The organism is uncultured Marinobacter sp., from assembly GCF_947488835.1.
In the GTDB taxonomy this organism is placed as follows: domain Bacteria; phylum Pseudomonadota; class Gammaproteobacteria; order Pseudomonadales; family Oleiphilaceae; genus Marinobacter.
Genome location: NZ_CANLBK010000001.1, coordinates 1,772,430 through 1,793,249, shown reverse-complemented (window position 1 = coordinate 1,793,249; position 20,820 = coordinate 1,772,430). Strand labels below are relative to the sequence as shown.

General features: G+C 53.4%; 18 protein-coding genes. 4 read left to right on the top strand and 14 right to left on the bottom strand.

The features are described 5' to 3' along the window. Nucleotides 1-109: 109 nt before the first annotated feature. The 9 genes from Q0824_RS08300 to Q0824_RS08260 form a co-directional block, all read right to left on the bottom strand. A complete protein-coding gene (locus tag Q0824_RS08300) occupies nucleotides 110-988 on the bottom strand; it encodes an alpha/beta hydrolase (protein WP_298449236.1) in 879 nt (292 codons plus the stop codon). Beyond that, on the bottom strand, nucleotides 958-2,823 hold the full coding sequence (locus Q0824_RS08295) for a DUF4105 domain-containing protein (RefSeq protein WP_298449234.1): 1,866 nt from the start codon (nucleotides 2,821-2,823) through the stop codon (nucleotides 958-960). Before Q0824_RS08295 ends, Q0824_RS08300 begins: the two co-directional genes overlap by 31 nt. Nucleotides 2,824-2,908: 85 nt before the next feature. Further along, nucleotides 2,909-3,373, bottom strand: a complete 465-nt coding sequence (locus tag Q0824_RS08290; RefSeq protein WP_298449232.1) for a DUF3015 domain-containing protein — start codon at nucleotides 3,371-3,373, stop codon at nucleotides 2,909-2,911. Nucleotides 3,374-3,641: 268 nt separating this feature from the next. Continuing rightward, nucleotides 3,642-3,929: a TRL domain-containing protein gene (locus tag Q0824_RS08285; RefSeq protein ID WP_298449230.1), complete on the bottom strand. Its 288-nt coding sequence runs from the start codon at nucleotides 3,927-3,929 to the stop codon at nucleotides 3,642-3,644. Nucleotides 3,930-4,153: 224 nt separating this feature from the next. Further along, entirely contained in the window at nucleotides 4,154-4,855 is a 702-nt protein-coding gene (locus Q0824_RS08280) for an ABC transporter ATP-binding protein (RefSeq protein ID WP_298449580.1), read from the bottom strand. 8 nt (nucleotides 4,856-4,863) lie between these two features. After that, a complete protein-coding gene (gene livG / locus Q0824_RS08275; RefSeq protein WP_298449228.1) occupies nucleotides 4,864-5,619 on the bottom strand; it encodes a high-affinity branched-chain amino acid ABC transporter ATP-binding protein LivG in 756 nt (251 codons plus the stop codon). Between the two features lie 6 nt (nucleotides 5,620-5,625). Further along, entirely contained in the window at nucleotides 5,626-6,897 is a 1,272-nt protein-coding gene (gene livM, locus Q0824_RS08270) for a high-affinity branched-chain amino acid ABC transporter permease LivM (protein ID WP_298449226.1), read from the bottom strand. Further along, the gene (gene livH / locus Q0824_RS08265; protein ID WP_200202951.1) at nucleotides 6,897-7,820 is read right to left on the bottom strand and encodes a high-affinity branched-chain amino acid ABC transporter permease LivH; all 924 of its coding nucleotides are present in this window, start codon (nucleotides 7,818-7,820) and stop codon (nucleotides 6,897-6,899) included. The genes livM and livH overlap by 1 nt, the downstream gene beginning before the upstream one ends. Nucleotides 7,821-7,979: 159 nt before the next feature. Continuing rightward, a complete protein-coding gene (locus Q0824_RS08260) occupies nucleotides 7,980-9,092 on the bottom strand; it encodes a branched-chain amino acid ABC transporter substrate-binding protein (RefSeq protein WP_298449223.1) in 1,113 nt (370 codons plus the stop codon). A 334-nt stretch (nucleotides 9,093-9,426) separates the two neighbouring features. On the opposite strand from Q0824_RS08260, the gene Q0824_RS08255 reads away from it, so the two are divergent. Beyond that, complete coding sequence (locus Q0824_RS08255) at nucleotides 9,427-9,921, top strand: MarR family transcriptional regulator (RefSeq protein WP_298449221.1); 495 nt, start codon at nucleotides 9,427-9,429, stop codon at nucleotides 9,919-9,921. 19 nt (nucleotides 9,922-9,940) lie between these two features. Here Q0824_RS08255 and lon read toward each other — a convergent pair whose 3' ends face one another. Further along, nucleotides 9,941-12,391, bottom strand: a complete 2,451-nt coding sequence (lon, locus tag Q0824_RS08250; RefSeq protein ID WP_298449219.1) for an endopeptidase La — start codon at nucleotides 12,389-12,391, stop codon at nucleotides 9,941-9,943. Nucleotides 12,392-12,555: 164 nt separating this feature from the next. On the opposite strand from lon, the gene trxA reads away from it, so the two are divergent. Further along, entirely contained in the window at nucleotides 12,556-13,419 is an 864-nt protein-coding gene (gene trxA / locus Q0824_RS08245; protein ID WP_298449217.1) for a thioredoxin, read from the top strand. 132 nt (nucleotides 13,420-13,551) lie between these two features. Further along, nucleotides 13,552-14,694, top strand: coding sequence for a LuxR C-terminal-related transcriptional regulator (locus Q0824_RS08240; RefSeq protein WP_298449214.1), 1,143 nt, complete (start codon nucleotides 13,552-13,554; stop codon nucleotides 14,692-14,694). Between the two features lie 65 nt (nucleotides 14,695-14,759). Here Q0824_RS08240 and Q0824_RS08235 read toward each other — a convergent pair whose 3' ends face one another. Next, on the bottom strand, nucleotides 14,760-16,757 hold the full coding sequence (locus tag Q0824_RS08235) for a hypothetical protein (protein WP_298449212.1): 1,998 nt from the start codon (nucleotides 16,755-16,757) through the stop codon (nucleotides 14,760-14,762). A gap of 458 nt (nucleotides 16,758-17,215) precedes the next feature. On the opposite strand from Q0824_RS08235, the gene Q0824_RS08230 reads away from it, so the two are divergent. Then, nucleotides 17,216-18,940 carry a hypothetical protein gene (locus tag Q0824_RS08230; RefSeq protein ID WP_298449210.1) on the top strand — a complete coding sequence of 575 codons (1,725 nt, stop codon included), beginning with the start codon at nucleotides 17,216-17,218 and terminating at the stop codon, nucleotides 18,938-18,940. A gap of 76 nt (nucleotides 18,941-19,016) precedes the next feature. On the opposite strand, the gene Q0824_RS08225 is transcribed toward Q0824_RS08230, so the two are convergent. The 3 genes from Q0824_RS08225 to Q0824_RS08215 form a co-directional block, all read right to left on the bottom strand. Next, nucleotides 19,017-19,250 (bottom strand): hypothetical protein, encoded by a 234-nt coding sequence (locus Q0824_RS08225; protein WP_298449208.1) that lies wholly within the window; start codon nucleotides 19,248-19,250, stop codon nucleotides 19,017-19,019. 66 nt (nucleotides 19,251-19,316) lie between these two features. Continuing rightward, a complete protein-coding gene (locus Q0824_RS08220) occupies nucleotides 19,317-20,111 on the bottom strand; it encodes a sterol desaturase family protein (RefSeq protein ID WP_298449207.1) in 795 nt (264 codons plus the stop codon). A gap of 14 nt (nucleotides 20,112-20,125) precedes the next feature. Continuing rightward, nucleotides 20,126-20,686, bottom strand: coding sequence for a hypothetical protein (locus tag Q0824_RS08215; protein ID WP_298449206.1), 561 nt, complete (start codon nucleotides 20,684-20,686; stop codon nucleotides 20,126-20,128). Between the last annotated feature and the right edge of the window lie 134 nt (nucleotides 20,687-20,820).

Below are 20,820 nucleotides of genomic sequence, written 5' to 3'. Positions count from 1 at the left end.
GGAGGGCTTTTCAAAACACGCTGTGAATACTTCCCTGTACGCTTGGCTCCGCCATCCCTGGCTCCGCACAGTTTTGAAAAGCCCTCCCCTATGCCTGCCGCCTACTAAATCAGTTCTTCTTCAGAAACTCCAGTACGGATTCCTTATAAGCAGGAATGATGAACGTAGCCGAATGTGGTGTATCTGTCGGAAGGAATTGCTTTGGCTCACGAGCCGCTTCATAAAGCGCCTGCCCGTGATGAAAAGGGATGATGCCATCACGCACGCTGTGGATGATCATAACGGGGGTGGGGCTAATGTTGGCAATAAGGTCTACGCCTTCGTAGTCATCCGGGATGGTCCAGCTCAGGGGGACCTGGAAGGCCCAGGTTAGCCAGAACTCGGAGAGCTTTTCTCTCGCGATGCCGCGGAAGCCGGAGAAGGTGCCGTCGAGGATGACGCCGTTGAGTTCCGGGGTTTCGTTTCTTTGTACCCATTCGCTGGCGAGGGTAAGCCCCAATGCACCACCGAGGCTTTGGCCGAGGAGGAAGATGGGGGTATTTTGGGTTTCTGCCTTTGTGGCTAGCCAGCGTAAACCGGTGTCGGAATCATGCAGCGCGCCTTCTATGTCTGGTGCGCCTGTTGATTTACCGTAGCCCCGGTAGTCGATGGTGAAGACGTTATAGCCCTCAGCCGGCAGCCAGGCGATGTTTAGCAGGTGGCTGCTGATGTTCTGGGCGTTGCCGTGGAGGAAGTAGACGGTGCCTTGTGCTTCGCCTTTGGCGGGTAGCCACCAACCGTGGAGGGTTTCGCCGTCGGCTGTGTCCAAGTGGACGTTTTCGTAGCTAAGGTTGAGGCGGTCGGGGGTTATGTAGGTGTTCCTGTCCGGAAAGAAGAACAGGCTGCTGCAGCCGCTTTGTAGCAGGGCTGCGGCTGTGACCAAAAGCGCCAGCAGGGGCGCTTTCAGAGAGTGTGGTTTCAGAAGTAAGCGTGGAATCCGGCGTGCCATGTGCTCTGGTACCTGTCGTAGTGTTCTTCTCGGGTGAATTCAGCGAAGAGGCTGAATTCGCGGCCGAAGTGCCAGTCACCCTTAGCGTAAAGTTGATCTTGCCGGTGTTGGCTGCTGACAATCCAGGCTTTGGTTTTTGCGCCGGCCAGCAGGCTGAACTGGTTGTTCTGGTGCAAAAGGCCGATGTCAGCGCCGGGTGCCGCGTCGTAGCCGCGACGGAGGTCGTCATCGATTTCCACATCGCCAGTGAAGACGGCGAAGGCCTGTGTTTGCTGGCCCATGCGCCAGCTTCCACCCGCACCGCCTTCGAGATAGGGCGCCAGAACCCGTTTGTTACCGGTATCGGTACGGCGACCACCGAAGCCCACTTGCCAGGATAACGGCGAGAAAAACGCATCTCTCGGGCTCAGGGAGCGGATTTCAACACCCGTAAGCTGTTCCAGTTGCAGTTCGTCATTGTTGGTGTAGTAGCGAGCATCCAGCCGCAGGAATTGTAGCTGGGCCCCGCTGCGATAGCCGGCCGGAGGATCAAGAACGTCGTGATAGGCTGGCCGGAACGTGAGTTGGGTAAACTCGCGGTGGTCCAGTTGCCCGGCTCCCAAGCTTACGCGGAAGGTGTCATGCCCTTGATCATCACGAATCTGTGGCTCTGGTGGTTGATCAAGGGAAGCTACGCCGTCAATTTTGCTGCGCTCGCGCAGCAGGCTATGGGATAAAGGCGCAGCGACCTCTCTTGGCCAACTATCTGCTTCGCTTTGATAGCGTACGTAATCGTATGTAGCGTCAAGCAGATGGGCCCGTTCCTGAGGTGGTAGGGCAAGTACTTCGTCGCTGTTCGGAGCCACGTAGCCATTTGCGATTGCAGCGGCAAGAGTCTGTTGGGGTTTCGGAAGTGCAGACAAACTATGGGCCACAGCCGTGGCTGCTGATGCGCGGTAGTACACCTCGTCAACCAGGTCTTTATCGACTACCCAGCGAACGGTGTCGGATGGTATGGCATGAGTGCTGACTTCGCCCAGTAGGTTGGTGCCCGGGCGGGCAATGTCGATGAGTGCCAGTAAGCGGTAGGCGCAGTTTTCATCGAAAAAGTAGTAGTCAAAATTACGGTCCCGGATTTCCCAGGCATGAGCCAGCATGAAGTTTACTTCCTGCTGATTCAGGTTCAGTTTGTATTCCCAGAGATCCCGGTGCTCTATATCCGAGTAGAGCCGGATTTTTTCGTAATAGGGCTGAATAGTTGTAATACCGGGGTAACCGCCGAAAATTCCACGATAGGCAAACAGCAGTTCGCTGTCGTGGGCAGCGGCATCAGCCGCGTAGGAAATTGTATTGGCGAGCAGCAGATTGGTTTGATCGTCTTCCTGGGGCGGGTCCAGTCGCAGGAATGTATGCCCGAACATTGACGATGGGCTGTTCAGATAAGACGCCGCAAAAACCAGAGTAACGCTTTCAGTATTTAGCGTTTCGGTCCACTTTTCATAACCGGGGCATTCTATTTCTGTTGTTGGTAAATCAAGATGCTCGCGAAGCCAGGAATCCCGTGCGGGGAAACGACATCGGGCATGGTTATCGCCACCACCAGTTTGCTGTATAGCTTCCAGAGTCGCTTCCAACTCGGCCTTGGGAGAGGTTTTGCCTTCTTCGCTCAGAAAAAAGTCCGGGTCGTCGGCTTGGCTGGTGTGACCCTTACCGAGCAGGTCGGGTTGGTAGTGAATGAGCGTGAGCCAGGCCGGATCCAGATGGAGCGGAAGGTCACTGGCTTGAGTTTGAGCCTGCAGAGGTAAACTGACGGAGAGCCAAAGCACCACTGGCCCAATGCGAAGCGTGTTGCCCATGGGTAAATACGAGTTCCGGTCGGGTGTTTTCAAGCGAGGGGAGCGCGCCATCCTTGGCGCTTGATGCATCCCTGCAGCATAGCTATTAGGCCGCTACGTACTTGCTCAGCGACTCATTCTTCTCCAGCAGAGCGACGATTGCGTCTACTGCTTCACCAGAAGTGGTGTCGGAGCTTGGGAAGATAGCAGCGAAGTTGTCCTGCAGAACCTGACGGAAATCGCCACGATCTGCTGCTTCAACGCCCAGAAGAACTGCCAGAGTTTCCAGGTTCTCGCCGTTGCCGCGCGACATATCGCGAGCTACTTTATCGATGTTGCTGTCCATGTACATGGCCATTGACTGAACAGACTCGTTGGTCGTGCAGCCCAATGTGCCGGAGGTCATGCCGAAGGTCTGGTTGCCAAATGTGCCGTTAGTCGTAGCAGCCAGTACGTGGGGAGCAATACCTGATTGGCCTTTCCAGATCATGGCGCCAACGCCACAGCCAGGTTGGGCGAAAGCCATGGAAGAGGCACCCAGAAGAATTGCACCTGCGATCAATTTTTTCATTATCCACTCCTTTGTATTTTATACAGTCGTCGCAAAATCCACATGGCCAGCTCGGTTGCTGGCAGTGGGGAACGGCCCTGACGGGCTCCCGTGGAGACAGGCATTAAGACCGTTGCCTTGAGTATAGTGCAGATTTGACAAGGGCAAGTCTATACCTCTGTGACTATTTGATTTCGCCAGACTATTTCATTTTTATCATGTTGCTGAAATAAAAAGGAGGTATAAAAAAACCGGAGCAGGCTCCGGTTTGGTAAGATCAGTGAGCTCTTTATTCGCCGTAAACCACAGTGCAGCGTTGGCCAAATAGAATGTAGCTGTTGAAGCGCTGTTCTACTACCTCGACCTTGGAAATGCCGCCATTTTTGGCAGCGTCGACAACAGACGAGTAGCCAAACGGGCCAAAAAGTAAAACTGAAGTTTCGCAGGCTTCTCCAGTTTTGAACTCTTTCTGGAAATCAACTTGATTCAGGTCGGCGGTGTTTCCGGAATTCATTGCTACAGCTGAACAACCGCTTAGACCGACCGCAAGTATTGCTGCTACAAATGCTTTTTTCATGTTTCTTTGTCCCGCTAAAAATTTTAACTGTAGGGCTGATGCCCTGGCCGCGGGAACTTTAACACTTGCTCAAAATACTAACTGTCAAAGGTTGTAATAGTTGCACACTGAGTTGAAAACGATCTGATTCTTGATCGGGGCAGTCTGGGTGGCAGAGAGATATCTGATCTTTGATAGCCGAAGCGGGCTCATGTGATGCGCCAGCTTCGGCCTGGTTAAACTAGCTATCCCCCCAGATAGGCATTTTGCACGTCCGGGTTTTCAAGCAAATTTTTGCCCGTATCGTGCAAACGTATCTTGCCCGTTTCCAGCACGTATCCTCGATCTGCAAGATGCAGTGCCTGGTGCGCGTTTTGTTCCACCAGGAACACGGTAATACCTTCATCACGAAGGTGTCCGATGATCTCGAAGATCTGCTTGATGATCAGCGGCGCTAGTCCAAGGGACGGCTCATCCAGGATGATCATGTGGGGGTTGCTCATCAGCGCCCGGCCTATGGCCAGCATCTGTTGTTCGCCTCCCGACATGGTGCCTGCGCGTTGATGCTCACGCTCTTTGAGGCGAGGGAAAAGTTCGTATACATGAGCCTGGTTTTTGCGGATCTCGGATTTGCTGGTGAAGAATCCGCCCATGTGCAGGTTCTCTTCAACTGTCAGGCCGGAGAATATACGCCGACCTTCGGGCACTATCGCTAAACCTGAGCGCATGATCTGCGCAGTAGGTTCATTGGTGATATCCCGACCCTCAAGAATGATGCGCCCGGAACTGGCTTGAGGCATTCCGCACACTGTCATCAGCAGGGTGGTTTTCCCGGCCCCGTTGGCTCCGATCAAAGAGACAATCTCACCTTTGTTAACCTCAACAGAAACCCCGTGGAGGGCCTCGATCTTGCCGTAGTGGGTGTGGACATCTTCTAGTACTAGCATGCTCATGGTCAGGCCTCGCCCAGGTAAGCTTTGATCACGTCGTCGTTGTGGCGGATTTCTTCCGGTGTGCCGCTAGCCAGGGGCTTGCCCTGGTTGATGACGTTAATCCGGTCTGAAATATCCATTACCAGGCTCATGTCGTGCTCAATCAGCACTACGGAAACGTTGTAGTCCTCCTTCAGGCTCACGATCAGCTGATTGAGTTCTTTGGTTTCCGCCGGGTTCAGGCCAGCCGCAGGCTCGTCGAGCATGAGCAGTTTGGGCTCGGTGACCATGCAACGTGCAATTTCAAGCCGCCGCTGCTGGCCGTAAGCCAGGTTGCCTGCATCCCGGTTGGCGAGGTCCAGAAGACCAACGCGCTCCAGCCAGTAGGCTGCTCGGTCCAGTGCTTTTTGTTCCCGTTCCTTGTAGCTGGGGGTGCCCAGCAGGCCAGCAAGCATGTTGGTGTTGAGGTGACGGTGCTGGGCTACAAGCAGGTTCTCCACAACGGTCATCTGCGTAAACAGGCGCACGTGTTGAAAGGTTCGCACCATGCCCAGGCGGGAAATTTTGTAGTCCGGAGTGCCCTGTATTTCCCTGCCTTCAAAAATCACCTTGCCGCCCGTGGGCTTGTAGAACCCGCTCAGGCAGTTGAATACGGTGGTTTTTCCGGCGCCGTTAGGGCCGATGATCGAGACGATTTCCCGTTCCTGTACGTCCAGTGAAACGCCGTCAACTGCCAGCAGGCCGCCAAAACGCATGGACAGATTTTTTACTTCAAGCATTGTCTGTCACCCCTGCTTGTTCAGTGTGATTTGGATACGGCGCACAGGCAGTAAACCTTGTGGACGCCATACCATCATCAGCACCATGGCAGCGCCGAAAATAAGCATGCGGTACTCGGAAAACTCCCGGGCCAGTTCCGGCAGGATTGTTACCGCAATAGCCGCCAATATGACGCCAAGCTGCGACCCCATGCCGCCCAGAACCACGATTGCCAGAATGATGGCGGATTCAAGGAACACGAAAGATTCGGGGCTGATAAAGCCCTGCTTGGAAGCAAATACAGTGCCCGCGAACCCGGCGAAGAAAGCACCGATAGTGAAGGCTGATAGCTTGACCGCCGTGCGGCTGAGGCCGAGGGAGCGAGCTGCGATTTCGTCTTCGCGCAAGGCTTCCCACGCTCGGCCAACTGGCATCCGCATAAAGCGCCGGATGATCAGTGCAGTAATCACTGCAAGCACCAACGCAATCAGATACAGGAATATAACCTTGTGCTCGCCGCTGTATGCAATGCCAAAGGTTTCGTGGAAGGAGGTGTTGCCTTCTTCCTTCACGCGCCGGCCGAACTCCATGCCAAACAGGGTAGGCTCAGGAATGCCACCAATGCCATTGGGGCCGCCAGTCAGGGTTGTCCAGTTATTCAGCAGGATGCGGATGATCTCGCCAAAGCCCAGGGTGACGATCGCCAGATAGTCCCCCCTGAGACGCAAAACCGGGAAACCCAGAATCATCCCGGTCAACCCGGCCAGCAACGCACCAATGGGCAAAGCCATCCAGAATGAAATGCCCGTGTATTGGGACAGCAGGGCGAAGGTGTAAGCACCAACCGCATAGAATGCCACGTACCCGAGATCCAGCAGGCCCGCGAGGCCTACGACCACGTTAAGGCCGAGTGCCAGCATGATATAGATCAGTACCAGCGTCGCCAGATCCACCGAGCCCCGTGACACAAGGAATGGCCAGAACAGTGCAAACACCACAATGCCGGTCAGTAGCCAGGATTCCAGCTTTACCCGCTTTGTTTGCTCCATCGGCTCCCTGCCGGCTAACGGGTTGAGGTTGGGTAGTTTGCCCAGTGCGCCCATGAATGTGTCACGGAAGATTTGGAACACAAACACGGCAACCGCAGCCAACACAATGGCGACGTAGGTTGAGGTTTTCGCGCCGGAGAGCGTGATGTTGACGCCCTTGGCTTCGAGGCTAAGGCCAAGAATAGGGAAGGAAATAATGAGTGTGACAATCGCGCAGAACAGGGCGTGTCTCATGTTGTTAGCAGCCATCAGATCTTCTCAACCTCCGGTTTGCCGAGCAGGCCCGTGGGTTTGAACAACAGTATGAGGATTAGCAGGCCGAATGAGACCACGTCTTTGTATTCACCGCTGAGATAGCCAGATGTCATGCTTTCCGAGACCCCGAGAATCAGGCCGCCGAGCATGGCACCGGGAATGCTGCCAATGCCTCCCAGTACGGCTGCGGTAAACGCTTTTAGCCCTGCAATGAAGCCAAATAGCGGGTCAACCGAACCGTAATACATGCCAAGGAGCAGACCGGCGACGGCTGCCAGTGCTGCACCTATGATAAAGGTGGCGGAAATGATGCGGTTGGTGTCAATGCCCAGCAGGCTGGCCATGCCGATATCCTGCGAAACTGCCCGGCAGGCACGGCCGGTACGGGAGCGGGATATAAAAAGCGACAGGGCTGTCATGCAAATCAGGGTGGTTATGAATATGGTGATTTGCATGTAGGAGAGGGACATCTCGAACGCACCATCGGCGCTGAAGTTGAAGCCGCCTTCAATGAGCGCAGGAAAGCCAATGTTGCGAGAACCTTGGGCCAGGTGAACATAGTTCTGCAGGAAGATGGACATGCCGATTGCAGAGATCAATGGGATCAGGCGATGACGGCCCCGTACTGGCCGGTAGGCGACTCGTTCCACTGCCCAGCCCATGGAACTGGAAACCAGCATGGCGCACAGAAGCGCAACGATAAGAATCAGTGGAAGCCAGGCAAGGCCGAGAGCTGTCAGGCCGGTAATGGCGATGAGCGCGGTGTAGGCGCCGATCATGTAGATCTCACCATGGGCGAAGTTAATCATGCCGATGATGCCGTAAACCATCGTATAGCCGATGGCGATCAGGGCATAGGCACTCCCGATCGTAAGCCCGTTAATGAGCTGCTGAGAGAAATAAAGGAGATCTTGCATTATTGTTTGACTCCGGAGGCCCGCTCCCTCCGCTGTATCAGCCTGGCGCAGGATAACCACGCCAGGAGTGAGACAGAATTAACGGGAGCCTAGAAAAACACCTTCTCCCGGATCGCGGTGAGAAGGTGCTCTTTGATTACCGTTTAGTAACGATCTGGCTTAGTTTACCGGAGTTTTGCTTCCATCTGAATGCCATTCGTACACAACAAACTCGAATGACTTCATATCGCCGGCTTTGTCGTATTGCACAGTGCCGATTGGAGTTTCAAAGCTGCCACTGCGAAGTGCGGCTGCAACGTCGAATGCATCCTTGGATTTCGCAGCTTCAATGCCCTGGGCGACCAGCTGAACAGCGGCGTAAGATGTCAGTACGAACGGGCCTGAGGGATCCTCACCTTTGGCTTCGAATGCTGCTACCAAGTCCTTGTTCTCGGCCTTTTCATCAAAGCTGGGTGGCAGAGTGACCAGTAGCCCTTCTGCGGCTTCGCCGGCAATGGTGTTGATGTCTTTGTTGCCAACGCCTTCAGGGCCCATGAACTTGGCTTTCAGGTCTGCCTGACGCGCTTGGCGCAGGATCAGGCCCAGCTCAGGGTGGTAGCCGCCAAAGTACACGTAGTCCACGTCGGCTTGCTTGAGCTTGGTCACCAGAGAGGAGAAGTCTTTATCGCCAGCCGTAACACCTTCAAACATGGCAACTTCGATGCCTTTGTCTTTTAGGGTGTCACGTACCGCCGTAGCAATACCTTCACCGTATTGCTGTTTATCGTGAATGACAGCAACCCGTTTCGGGTTCTGGCTGGCGATGTAGTTGCCGGCAACCGGGCCTTGCATGCTATCGAGGCCGATGGTCCGGAATACCAGCTCATAACCGCGCTCGGTGATTTCCGGGCTGGTTGATGCAGGCGTGATCATCAGGATGCCTTCGTCTTCATAAATGTCAGACGCAGGCTGGGTTGAACTTGAGCAAAGGTGGCCGATGACATATTTTACGCCATCATTTACCAGCCGGTTAGCAACAGTAACGGCTTGCTTGGGGTCACACACGTCGTCGTATTCTACTGCGACGAGCTTCTCGCCCATTACGCCACCGGCGGCGTTGATTTGTGCAATGGCCATGCGGGCACCGGAGAACTGCATGTCGCCATACTGGGCAACGGGGCCGGTTACGGGGCCGGCGATACCAATCTGGATGTCTGCAGCTGCGTAGCCTGCACCCATAAGTGCAACGGAAGTGCTAACGGCGGTTACAAGTTTTTTTAGTGAAGTTGTCATTGAGTCTGTCCTGTTAGGTTCAGGGTTATTCTTATGTTCTCAGAAAGCTAAACAAACACTACACATCCTGCCTTGTCAAGCTAGCCCGAGGCTTCGGTGATCATTTAACATTTCCCGGTCAACATTCCGGTGATGTAGAGATGATCTGTGAGTGCCAGTGTGCGGAAGCTTTCGTCGTCACGCAACTGTTCAAGGCTCAGATCAAAAAAGTATTGCGCGGAGCGAGACTAAAAGGAAGCAGGTGCATGTATTTACTTGCATTCAGGAGTGCGAAGACCTCTAATAGTTAGTGGTGTAAACAGTGGCCGGCAGGCCTTATTGGAGCAGTAATACAGTGCAGAATTATGAGCATGTTCTGGTCGCACTCCGGCGAGTTATCCGGGCAACAGATCTTCATTCCAAGCGGCTCAGCAAAAATGCCGGGCTTACCGGGCCGCAACTCCTGATTATGCGGACCATCCGCGATCTGGGTGAGGTCACAATTGGCACCATTGCCGACAAGGTGAGCCTGAGCCAGGCAACAGTCACCACCATTCTTGATCGTCTTGAGCACCGGCAGTTGGTGTATCGCGTTCGCAGTACGCAAGACAAGCGCAAAGTTCATGCGCATCTGACAGAAAGCGGAGCAGACTTGCTTTCCCGTGCACCTAACCCCCTGCAAGAAGACTTTATTCAGAAATTCCAGAGCCTTCATGAATGGGAACAGAATATGATTCTGGCCTCTATTCAGCGAGTCGCAAACATGATGGATGCGGACGACATTGACGCCTCACCCGTACTGGACGTTGGCCCCATGCTGAAGGACGATGGTTGGAAAGAAAAGACCTGAGCCTTTTCTTTCCATGGGTTCAATGTACCACTGAGCCGGTTTTGGGTTTGTTGCCAAAGCACACCTGGAACACATCGTTATAGTGGCGAGCGAAGTTAACGGTGAGGCCTTCTTTCAGGTAATCCGGTAGTTCCTCATAATCGCCGCGGTTTGCTTCCGGAAGAATCAGGTTACTGATTTTCTGCCGGCGGGCCGCAATGACTTTCTCGCGAATACCTCCCACGGGTAGCACCTGCCCCGTTAGTGTCAGTTCTCCGGTCATCGCTGTGTTTTGCTGAGGTGCTTCCCGGCGGGCAATGGAAAGCAGGGCGGTTGCCATAGTCACGCCGGCACTGGGGCCGTCTTTGGGGGTTGCGCCCTCTGGCACATGTAGATGCACGAAAGATTTATCGAAAAATGCAGGGTCGCCCTTGAACCGCTTCAGATTCGAGGCAACGTAACTGTAGGCAATCTCAGCGGATTCCTTCATGACATCACCAAGCTGGCCGGTCAGCTTGAAGCCACGCTGGCTGCTATGAATTCGTGACGCCTCAATGCTCAGCGTTGCGCCGCCCATGGAAGTCCAGGCCAATCCGGTGACTACTCCAACCCCTTTCAGGGCTTTTTCTTTCCGGAACGCAGGCTGGCCCAAATATTCTTGCAAGTCCGATATGCCTACCTTTATTGGTTCGTCCGGGGATTCGAGCAGTTTCACTATGCCCTTGCGCATGACCTTGTGAAGCATTTTTTCCAGGTTCCGCACGCCTGCTTCCCGGGCATAGCCCTCGATTATTTGGCGGATGGCGGCATCGGTAATGTTGAACTGCTTTTTGAGCAGTTTGGCCCGCTTCAGCAAGCGTGGCAGCAGGTGATATTTGGCTATCGCCAGCTTTTCCTCAGTGATGTATCCAGATAAGCGAATAACATCCATTCGGTCCAGCAACGGCCGGGGGATAGTGTCGAGCTGGTTGGCCGTGCAAATAAACAGAACCTTGGACAAGTCCATGCGCACATCCAGATAGTGGTCCAGGAATTCCTTGTTCTGTTCCGGATCCAAAGTTTCCAGCAGCGCCGAAGCCGGGTCGCCCTGGTAGGACGCGCCGATCTTGTCGATCTCGTCCAGCATGATCACCGGGTTGGCCACCTTGGTGTCTTTCAGAGCCTGTACAAATTTGCCCGGCATGGCGCCGATATAGGTGCGCCTGTGCCCTTTGATTTCCGCTTCATCGCGCATGCCGCCAACGCTGAATCTGTAAAACTTGCGCCCAAGCGCGTCCGCCACTGAGTGGCCAATGGATGTTTTACCGACGCCCGGCGGGCCAACAAGCAGCAGAATAGAGCCGCTGACCTCGCCCTTGAACGTGCCCTCGGCCAGAAACTCGATGATCCGGCTTTTTACATCATCAAGGCCGTCGTGGTCGCGGTTCAGAATGTTACGGGCTTTCGCCAGGTCAAACTGATCTTCGGAATGCTGGCCCCAGGGTACCTGGGTCAGCCAGTCGAGGTAGTTGCGGGTAACGCCATACTCCGGCGAACCCTGTTCGAGTATTTGCAGTTTTTGCAGTTCTTCGTCAAAGCGCTCTTGAACAGCCTCGGGTGGATCAAGTTCTGCCATGCGGGCTTCGAAGCGTTCCGCATCTGCTGATTTGTCGTCTTTCGACATGCCCAGTTCGCGCTGGATCACCTTGAGCTGCTCTTTCAGGAAGAAGTCCCGTTGATGCTTCTGCACCTTCTCGTTCACTTCTTCGCTGATTTCGGTCTGGAGGCGTGCAACCTCAAGCTCCTTGCGCATCAACAGCAGTACTTTTTCCATTCGTCGGAGCAGGGGAACCGTGTCCAGAATGCCTTGTAGCTCCAAGCCGGGTGCGCTGGTCATGGATGCGCCGAAGTCGGTCAGTGGCGAGCTGTCTTCCGGGCCAAAACGGGAGAGGTACTGTTTTACTTCCTCGCCGTATAACGGGTTGGTTCGTAGCAGTTCTTTAATGGCGCTGATGATGGCGAGGGTGTAGGCCTTGGTTTCATCCGCATCTTCCTCGGGCTCCTGAGGGTATTCAACCTCCACCAGATACGGTGGCTTGCGTCGCAGCCACTGCACTATCCGGAACCGTTGCAGGCCTTGGGCGATAAACTGCACATTCCCGTCTTTGTTCTGCGCATGATGAACTCGCACGGCGCAGCCAATCGTGGCTAACTCGCTGCTCTCGGGTATGCTCTGCCCGGGCTGGTGATCATCGACGTAACAGATGCCGAGCATTTTGTGGTCGGTTTCGGCTACGCGCTTGAGGGTCTCCTGCCATGGGGTTTGATTGACCACGACTGGCTGTACCTGAGCCGGGAAGAACGGCCTGTTTGATACCGGCAGCACATACATCCGCTTGGGTAAAGATTGTTCCGGTAATGCCAGCTCTTTGCTGTGCTCGTTTTTGCCAATGTATTCGGTGATGTCTTCCTCGAAATCTTCCAGAGAGTCTTTGTCGTTATCGTGATTCATGCTGCTAGTGCTTCCTGATATGAGGAGTGTCTAGTCACTAACTAGAGCCTAAAGTTGTATTTTCAAGCTCAGGGGCACTCGAGCCGTGGTCTGCCACTCTTGAATTCCGGTCCTGTAGCCCCATCTACGCTTTAACCAATATACGAACATTTCAGGTGCCCTACATGAGCAGCTCTCCCCATATTTTTGAAGCCACTATGGAAAATTTTCAGCAGGAGGTTATGGAGGCTTCCTCAACCACCCCTGTGCTTGTAGATGTTTGGGCCGAATGGTGTGCGCCCTGTAAGCAGCTAATGCCCTTACTGGAAAAACTGGCTAATGAGTACCAAGGCGCTTTTCGGCTGGCGAAAGTGAACGCGGACCAACAGGAGCAGCTCACCTCCAGCTTGGGTGTGCGGAGCTTGCCAACGATTATTCTGGTCAAAGATGGGCAGGCAGTTGACGGGTTTAACGGAGCTTTGCCCGAGAGTGAAATCCGCAAGGTGCTTGAAAAGCACATTGAACTTCCCGATGAGGACCCATACGAGAAAGCCCATCGGTTATGGGGTGAAGGCGATGTCGACGGCGCCATGGAAATCCTTTCTGAAATGAACCAGAAAGACCCCGAAAACCTGAAAGTGCTGATCGACCTTGCCCAGCTGAAAGCCGAAAGCGGTGATATCGAAACCGCTGAGCAGGTACTCGAAAGCCTTCCGCCTGAAGAAAAACTTCAGCACCAGGCAAAGCAGCTGGCGGCCAGAATCAAGTTCCTGAGACAGTCTGCGGAGCTACCGCCAGTGAAGGATCTGGAAATGGCGCTGGAGCAGGATCCGAAAGATCCTGATGCGTTGCACCTGTTGGCGCTTCACCATGTACTGCAGGAAAAAAATGCGGAAGCGATGGAACTGCTCATCAAGCTTATGCAGGTGGATAGTAAATACAAAGACGAGGTGGCCAAAACAACCCTGGTTGAGCTGTTTGAAAAGCTGGGAAATGGCAACCCGGATGTGCGGACCTACCGGCGTAAGCTTTATACACTGATGCACTGATTCCATCCTTTAGCGGGCTATCCATCATGGGGATGGCCCGTTTTCCTCTACATATTGTTGAGTTTCTTCTATAGTTTGGTTAGCGGAAGCAAGTAACTCGCTCCAATAAAAATCAAACAAATGGGAGAGCCGATGGAGTCTCAGTCACTTCACGGGACATTTAGCCACCAGGAAGTTCTACCAGAGGAGTCTGAGCTGATTCGGTGTTTGTATGAGTCTTTGCAGAACCAATCAGGCTTCCACGACTTTTTAGCTATGCTGACGACCGCCATTAATGGTTGCGCTGCTCAGCTCTCCTTCATTCGCAAAGCGCCCAGAGCAATAGAGCATATTTGGCATGCCGGTCTTCCCGACGAGTTTCTAGCCTGGTATTTGGATAACAACATGATTGCGCACGATGCGGTGACTAATCATGCCGTCACGCAGCCGCCAGGGGAATTTCATTCGGCTCTTCCATTAGTCGAGCATGGCGCTCCGGGTGATGACTATGACCGGTGGGAGGCAGACCACAGCATGCTCGACTCTGCATGGCTGGTGGTTGATGCATCAGACACCCATATCGTATTGCTTACTGTTCAACGCACTGTTGCCCAAGGACCCTATGAGCAGAGGGAGCTTGCAGCATTGAATCGTCTTGTGCCTTTTGTTCGGCAAACAATTGGCCTTGCGCAGACCTTTCATCAGCATCCAAGCGCAGAACAGTCACTTTCAGCAATAGTGGAACTGATTTCCGAAGCCGCGTTTGTTCTTAATAATCAAGGGTTGGTGGTGCTTGCGAACCTGCGCGGTGATGAGCTTATGGAGCGCGAGCCGTGTCTTGCTATCCGGAATCAGCGCTTTTGCTTCCAATCAGAAGTTGTTCAGAAAGCCTTCTTTCGCGCGATTACGAGTGTGTCTGATGCGGCTACGGGCGAAGAGCCGGTGCGCCCTGAAACCCTGATAGTTGGCCGTGAGTTAGAAGCACCGCTTGCAATGACCTTCAGGCCACTTGGGCATAACGAGTTGCTTACGGGTGGCGTGTTGATAACGGTAATTAACTCGGAATCAAGAGTGTTTCCCAGCGCTGCAGAGATTGCTGAGTATTTTTTGCTTTCGCCAGTGGAAGCGGAGGTTTGCGAGGATCTTGTTACGGGGCTCAGCCTGAAAGATATTGCCGCAAAACGGCATAAAAGTGAGGCGACGATCCGCAGTTACCTGAAACAGATTTTCCATAAAACCGGACAGAGCCGGCAGGGGCAGTTGATCAGCACGGTTCTTTCTGCGTTGTTGCGCTAGGTCCCTGGTTGGTAAGGGGAAGGGCAGGGCGCCCCGGTTATAGATGCGCCCTGCGGTTCAGGGTATCAATTGTCGGTCTTCACCAGAATAACGATGCCGAGTTCGTCAGGATCATTTCCAGTGTCAGCATAGCGGAGCGTGAAGATGCCAAGGGTTGCGCCTTCGTTGAAGAAGCCGTCCATGGAAGTGGTGCCTTCAGCGTCGGCCACTGTCAGTGTCGTACCACCGTCATTGTCAATGCTGGCAGTTAGGTCTGTGGCTGACTCAGTATAGGTTTCAAGCAGGATTTCACCGCCAAGGTTCGGTTTGACCACTTCAAAAAAAGTACCGTCAACGGTCCCTTCTGTTTCGGAAGCCATGTTGACGTAGGTGTTGAACTGGCTTGAAGACAGCACCATTTCGCCGCCGTCACTCATTTGCATGGCTAGCAGTAGCATCCGGTATTTATTGTTAGTTACAGCGGGCGAGGTGGTTGGAAGCTTCATTAGGAGCGTCTGACCGAAGTATGCGTCTTGCCCAACGGTGCCCTCTGCATTTGTGAAGGCCATAAAGTCAAAGGTATCGTTGATGAACCCATCGGCCGGCTGGGGTTGCGCGGGCACGTCATCACTGAGCCCTGCAAACGTGATATCCCCTTCAGCAGTAATCGTTATCGGCAGACCTGTTTGTTCTGGCTCGGGCTGAGGTACTTCGTAAGTCGAAGTACTGGAGAGCGAGACCCGGTGCCCGGTTGAAGCGCCGTAAGTGAATGTGCCATCCCCGGCAAACGTTAGGGTGTTGGTTTCTGTGAGCAGTTCAATATGACCGTTGGACATGCCGGATTCAATGTAAACGCGACCGAACTTGCCCGTTAGATCAGTATCACTGAATGCCGTTGGCTGGCGGCTGAACATCTCGATATACCGGAAGATTTCGTCGCCACTTTTTTGGCTTGGGTCGAGAGCATCTTTTATACCATCACCATTGGTATCCTTGGTGCTATAGCGTACCGATGCTTCGTTGGTCAGCAGAAAAAACAGTCCCGAGTTTTGAACCTTTGAAAAGTTGTAGGTCATCGGAGGGTAGCGCCAGCCAAAGTCGCCATCGATGCTCTCTTCGAAGGCGCCGGATACGCTGAGAATACCGTTTGCAGTGAGTGTTCCCGGGAATGTTTCGTTTATGTTGTTTTCTGTCTCGCTCTCATAATAAACGCTGCCCTGGTTTACCGCTGTACCACGTAGGTCACCAAAAGCGCCCCCCTCGTTCAGCACTGTGAGTGAAACGTTGTTGCCCCCGTTGTCTGCAAACGTAAAGTCGCCAGTCCATACGTCCATTGCAAAGGAGCCGTACCCAGTACCCTCACCGTCGCTTAGCCCGAAAGAAAAAGCGGCGTTGCGGTAATCTCCTACAATGCTGGCTGCGTTGCCTGCGGGAGCTGTAGACACCGCCACTTCATTTTCAACGAAATCACCGATTTCATTTTCTAAAGCGGCGTAGGCGGCATCCAGATTGGCTGCGCCAGATAAAGTGATATCGAACTCTTCTACGCGACCAGAAAGCTTAACAATGTCGGATACCACCAGTTGGTCAAGCGCAACACCTTGATTAACAAACTTGCGCAGCACGAATTCAGACACGGGTGAAATATCCACATTCCTTTCCACCACTTGGGCGCGGAGGGCGCTATTGCTGCCGCTTATTCTCACAACCAGGTTGCCAGCAAGATTGACCCCTTCAGGAAGGGTAAGGGTGTAGTCTCCGGTGATAGAGGTTGCCGTTGTCGCCAGCACATCCCCGACTTGGGCTCCGCTATTGTCGACCCGAATAAGTTCGACTGTTGCTCCGCTGACCGGATCAAGTCCTGTGATGGCGGCTGCCAGTGGCGATATGAAAAAGTTTAGCGCCACTTCAAAAGCGCTTTGCTCCTCAAAATACGCAACTGCGCCTACCGGTGCTGTTGCGGTGCCCGAGATGGCTCGGGAGTTAGTTGCAGTGTCATCGCCACTGGATGATCCACCACAGCCAGTAATTAATAGTGTGGAGGATAGTGCGCCCGCGATAGCTATGTGTTTTATTTTTTTCACTGGAAACTCCTTTTGAACCGACAGTGTTTACGCCGAAGAAATTAGCACGTGCCTTTTCTCGTGCATGCCCCTATTTAGGGGTGCTCACAATGCAGCACTTGCCGAGTAGCTCCGGGAAAACCGGGGCCGGCCCACACGGATGGGCAGTCGTGGCTATTCGGGATAGCGAGTGATCGATACAGAAAGAAGTAAAGTTTCACATTAAATGACAGTTTGGCCCGTCAGTTCAGGCCCGGCCACCAGCACGGCTTCTCCGGCGCTGTTGATTTAGGGCACCTAAGATTACCCTTATATGGGGGTGGTGGGCTGTTGCGGGCATTGCGTAAGCTGGCGCTGTTTTCCTTTTTATCGCACCGGCACGCAGAGTTGTTTGCAAGCAAAGCTGTTCGCAGCTTTTGTTTCAAAGGGTAGTCCTGCGCACCTTTGAAGTTGCTGTTGCCTATTCGGAGTTACGACCAGTGACCAACTTCCCCTTTGCGAATAAACCCCGCTCGTTTCTTCCTGTTGTAGTGTGCAGTTTTGCGCTAACCGCCTGTGGCGGTGGTGGTGATGGTGATAGCGCAGGTGGGGGCAGTTCAAGCTCTGCCGGCTACACTTGGCCTGCGTCCCCTGAAAATCTGCAGATTGAAATGACTGTTCAGTCAGCGACCGGCACGGGGACGAATGTCGGGCAAATCATTTTGTTTATGAAGCCTTCCTCTTCCGATCCATCAGGTTATGCCCCTGCTGGCTTTAACACCCGTGACAAGAAGGTATTCGATGCAGACGATTTTGACAGCTATAACTGGCAGCGCTCGGGCGGCTCAAACTATAAAATTGTTCTGGATTATGCCGGCAGTCAGGTTGTAGATACCTTTGTGTTGACGCCAAAAAGTGCAGGCGCTGGCACGTATACCGCATCGAATTATAGTGGCGGTAGTTCTGGTACCTACAAAATAATCGGTATGCCGTTGAGCGATGGTCCACGAATTACACCAGGCTCTGACAATCAGGTTGCCGCATTTCCGGACAAGCTCGATAAAGACCAGATATTGAATAATCAGTTCGCTGAAGGCACCACCATTGAATGGCTATTTGATAAACAGGCCGGTGACCCTGAGTTTTATATGTACAGCGCAAGCGGTGCGGGTGCCAGTGAGAATGGACTCTACCTGGGGCGGGTGAATGCCGCTGGTGAGCGTGTGGATCAAGTAAGGGTTTCAGACATCGATCTTTCAGATGCCAACGTCAATAGAAGCATTTGGAGCAGTGCCGTTCAGAAACCCTACAGTGGTGTCGAGGGAGCGCAGCGTATTCGGTATGACGGCGTTAGTGATGGCTATACACTCACCACCGGTGGCGTCAAAGTCTATGCCGCTGACGCATCCGGGTTTCAGTTAGCATCGTCCAGTTATGATAACGGGGCAATAGGGCGGAAATCAGTCAGTCACTTAACGGCAGACCTTATATTTAATGCTGCAAAAGGCAAGCTGACATTAAAGGATGGAGCTGGCACTGAGATCTGTTCTGCCCGTTTGGGCAACCTGAATGATATGCGTTACATGCCGTTGAACTACTCTGGCTCGAATTGGTGGGAGAGAGTCGCCTCTGCAAAAGACGATGGCACGGTCATTCTGGGCGATGATGGCTTTATCTATGCTTTCAGCTTCAGTGGAAATGCGGGCGTGATCAGCAAAATGAATCAAACATGTGGCGTTCAATGGACGAGGCAGATTGGTGTTTTGCGCGATGCCAACGAAATTGTGGCCTCCAGCCTGTTCCGTAAAGTAGGGGATCAGCTCTATTTCAGTGTGCACGATAATATCTTACTAAATGCAGAAAGAATGTCCCGTTACAGCGTTTATCGCGTGGATACCGGCAGTGGCAATGTAGAGGCGCTGATTGATAAGCGCTGGCGCTATGCCGAAGATGTTCGTGCCGATATCTATGATGTGGCTATCGATGCACAAGGCCGCTTGCTGGTGGTTACAGCATCTGCATTGCAACGTCGTGACCCAGACACCTTTGAGATCCTCTGGTCGGTTGATGTTGAAGGGGCTGATGGGTTCCCGGATAGCATTCAGTCAGGACAAAAATCTCTTGCACCCCTGACAGCTTGGGATGATGGCGCGGTTGAGGTTGCGTCTATGTATGTGTTCAGCGCGGCCAAGTTGGCGAGTCTGGATAAGAAAATCAGGCGCTAATCAGAAATATCCCAGGGAGTGAGTGAAACCTTGCTCCCTGGGGTACACACTGATGGATCGGCTCAAAGAACGGGCTTTAAGCGTCATCCCCCGCATGTTCGTCAGAGTCAGCCTCTTCCCCGGCATGCTCATCTTCTTCCTCTTCTTTCTTTGAATCCTCGTCAGAATCGGCTGCTTCTCCTGCATGCTCATCACCACTACTCTCTTCAACAGCGGTTCCACCATGCTCGTCTTGAGCCACGGCAACGCCGCCGAATGCGAAGGCGGCCAGCAGGAATAGCAGGTAGGTAATTGATTGGAGCATTTTCATTTTATTTCTCCTTTTTGATGTCATTGCCACTTATTTATAAGTGCAACTTGATATACGGGCAATGCCCTAGGGTGGATTTTCCGGCGCCTGATTCCGTGGTCGGAATGGTTCCGTTAGCCAGGTGCTGAAGGATAAATAGTCGTCGCGACCTTCTGGCAAGCCCAGATGTGTCATCTCCTGTTCGTCGGGTTCGGCGTAGGTGCCAAACAGGCGATCCCAAACAATAAAGATAGTGGCAAAATTGGCATCGCCTGTGCGCCGGGCCACAGTGTGATGGCTGGCATGAAATCGGGGCGTGACGATGAATTTCCTTAGCCTGCGCTCCCAGCGCTCTGGTAGATCAATGTTGGAGTGATGAAACTGGCTGGCAAGGCTTACCGCAATTTCGAATGCAATAAAGCCCGCAAGGGATGGCCCCCAAAGCGCAATCCAGGTTAGCTTCACGAAGAAAGAAATGAAGAGCTCCCCCGGGTGAAATCTCAGCGCTGTGGTTATGTCCACGTGGGTGTCCACATGGTGAACCTTGTGGAACCGCCAAAGCAGGCCCAGCCTGTGATTAAACCGGTGCCACCAGTAGTCCAGCATATCCAGCACAATAATGGTGGCAAGAATGCCACCGAGCCCGCTATAACCAAGCATGGGTGCCAGACCCCATCCCTGTTCCACAACCCATTCAGTCCAGTATAGAAACGGCGCCAGAATGATCAGTTTGAGCAGTACCGTATTGAAAATAGCCATGGACAGGTGAGTGCGCAGGCGCTTGCCCCGCGCTTCTTTCCAGGGACGAGCTGAAAACAGGGTTTCCACGCCGTAGAGAAGAGCGAAACCCAGCAGGAAGATAATCAGCTTTGCGTCATCCATAGCTACGCGCCTGCCTACCGGAGAAGGTTGATCCGGTCATTCACAAAGTTGTATCGCGGCTCTTGTACCCATTGATTGTCTGATCGTATGGGTAGCTTGTGGACGTTTTCTTCGTAGACCACCAGTTCACCATCCAGCTCCTGCAGCCAGAAATCCAGGTCATAGGTTTTGTCCGGGTCGTTGATAGCAGCGAAATTGGTGCAGGCGAAATAGAACTTGCCGTCGATCACTCGAACCGGGTCGTGGATGACCTGAAACTGCAGTTCCAGGTTTTGGCTGGTGCGCGGGTCGGTAATTTCGAAAACACCGGGGTTGCCGAGCGCTGTGCGTTTGGCGATGTGTTCACGCATGGCGGCTTTGATCTGACTGGAGGTAAAGCGTTTATTGCTCGATGATACCAGTGCGGCGCTGGCTTGTGGCTCATCACTGCTCTGGTCAATGGGTTGGTTCTGTTGGCTGGCCGCTTCGGTTTCGTCGTTGTTGTCGCTGCTGCAGCGGGCAAGCAGGAGTAACAGAATGATGGGCAGGGCGAGCCAAACTTTGTTGGTGAGCCAGGGTTTTCCGGAGGCTTGCATGTTTGGCTCCCGCAGGTAGGTTCTTAGATGGTTTTAGTTAATGATAGACCTTACGGTGTTGGGTGCAATTTGGATGCAGGTTGCAGATTCTGCATGAACCGCAATCCTTTGAAATGAGTGGCTGGAGAGCTGGG

Coding starts and splice junctions, on each gene's coding strand:
- Q0824_RS08300 (WP_298449236.1), bottom strand. CDS start 988: ATGGCACGCCGGATTCCACGCTTACTTCTGAAACCACACTCTCTGAAA.
- Q0824_RS08295 (WP_298449234.1), bottom strand. CDS start 2,823: ATGGGCAACACGCTTCGCATTGGGCCAGTGGTGCTTTGGCTCTCCGTC.
- Q0824_RS08290 (WP_298449232.1), bottom strand. CDS start 3,373: ATGAAAAAATTGATCGCAGGTGCAATTCTTCTGGGTGCCTCTTCCATG.
- Q0824_RS08285 (WP_298449230.1), bottom strand. CDS start 3,929: ATGAAAAAAGCATTTGTAGCAGCAATACTTGCGGTCGGTCTAAGCGGT.
- Q0824_RS08280 (WP_298449580.1), bottom strand. CDS start 4,855: ATGCTAGTACTAGAAGATGTCCACACCCACTACGGCAAGATCGAGGCC.
- livG (WP_298449228.1), bottom strand. CDS start 5,619: ATGCTTGAAGTAAAAAATCTGTCCATGCGTTTTGGCGGCCTGCTGGCA.
- livM (WP_298449226.1), bottom strand. CDS start 6,897: ATGGCTGCTAACAACATGAGACACGCCCTGTTCTGCGCGATTGTCACA.
- livH (WP_200202951.1), bottom strand. CDS start 7,820: ATGCAAGATCTCCTTTATTTCTCTCAGCAGCTCATTAACGGGCTTACG.
- Q0824_RS08260 (WP_298449223.1), bottom strand. CDS start 9,092: ATGACAACTTCACTAAAAAAACTTGTAACCGCCGTTAGCACTTCCGTT.
- lon (WP_298449219.1), bottom strand. CDS start 12,391: ATGAATCACGATAACGACAAAGACTCTCTGGAAGATTTCGAGGAAGAC.
- trxA (WP_298449217.1), top strand. CDS start 12,556: ATGAGCAGCTCTCCCCATATTTTTGAAGCCACTATGGAAAATTTTCAG.
- Q0824_RS08240 (WP_298449214.1), top strand. CDS start 13,552: ATGGAGTCTCAGTCACTTCACGGGACATTTAGCCACCAGGAAGTTCTA.
- Q0824_RS08225 (WP_298449208.1), bottom strand. CDS start 19,250: ATGAAAATGCTCCAATCAATTACCTACCTGCTATTCCTGCTGGCCGCC.
- Q0824_RS08220 (WP_298449207.1), bottom strand. CDS start 20,111: ATGGATGACGCAAAGCTGATTATCTTCCTGCTGGGTTTCGCTCTTCTC.
- Q0824_RS08215 (WP_298449206.1), bottom strand. CDS start 20,686: ATGCAAGCCTCCGGAAAACCCTGGCTCACCAACAAAGTTTGGCTCGCC.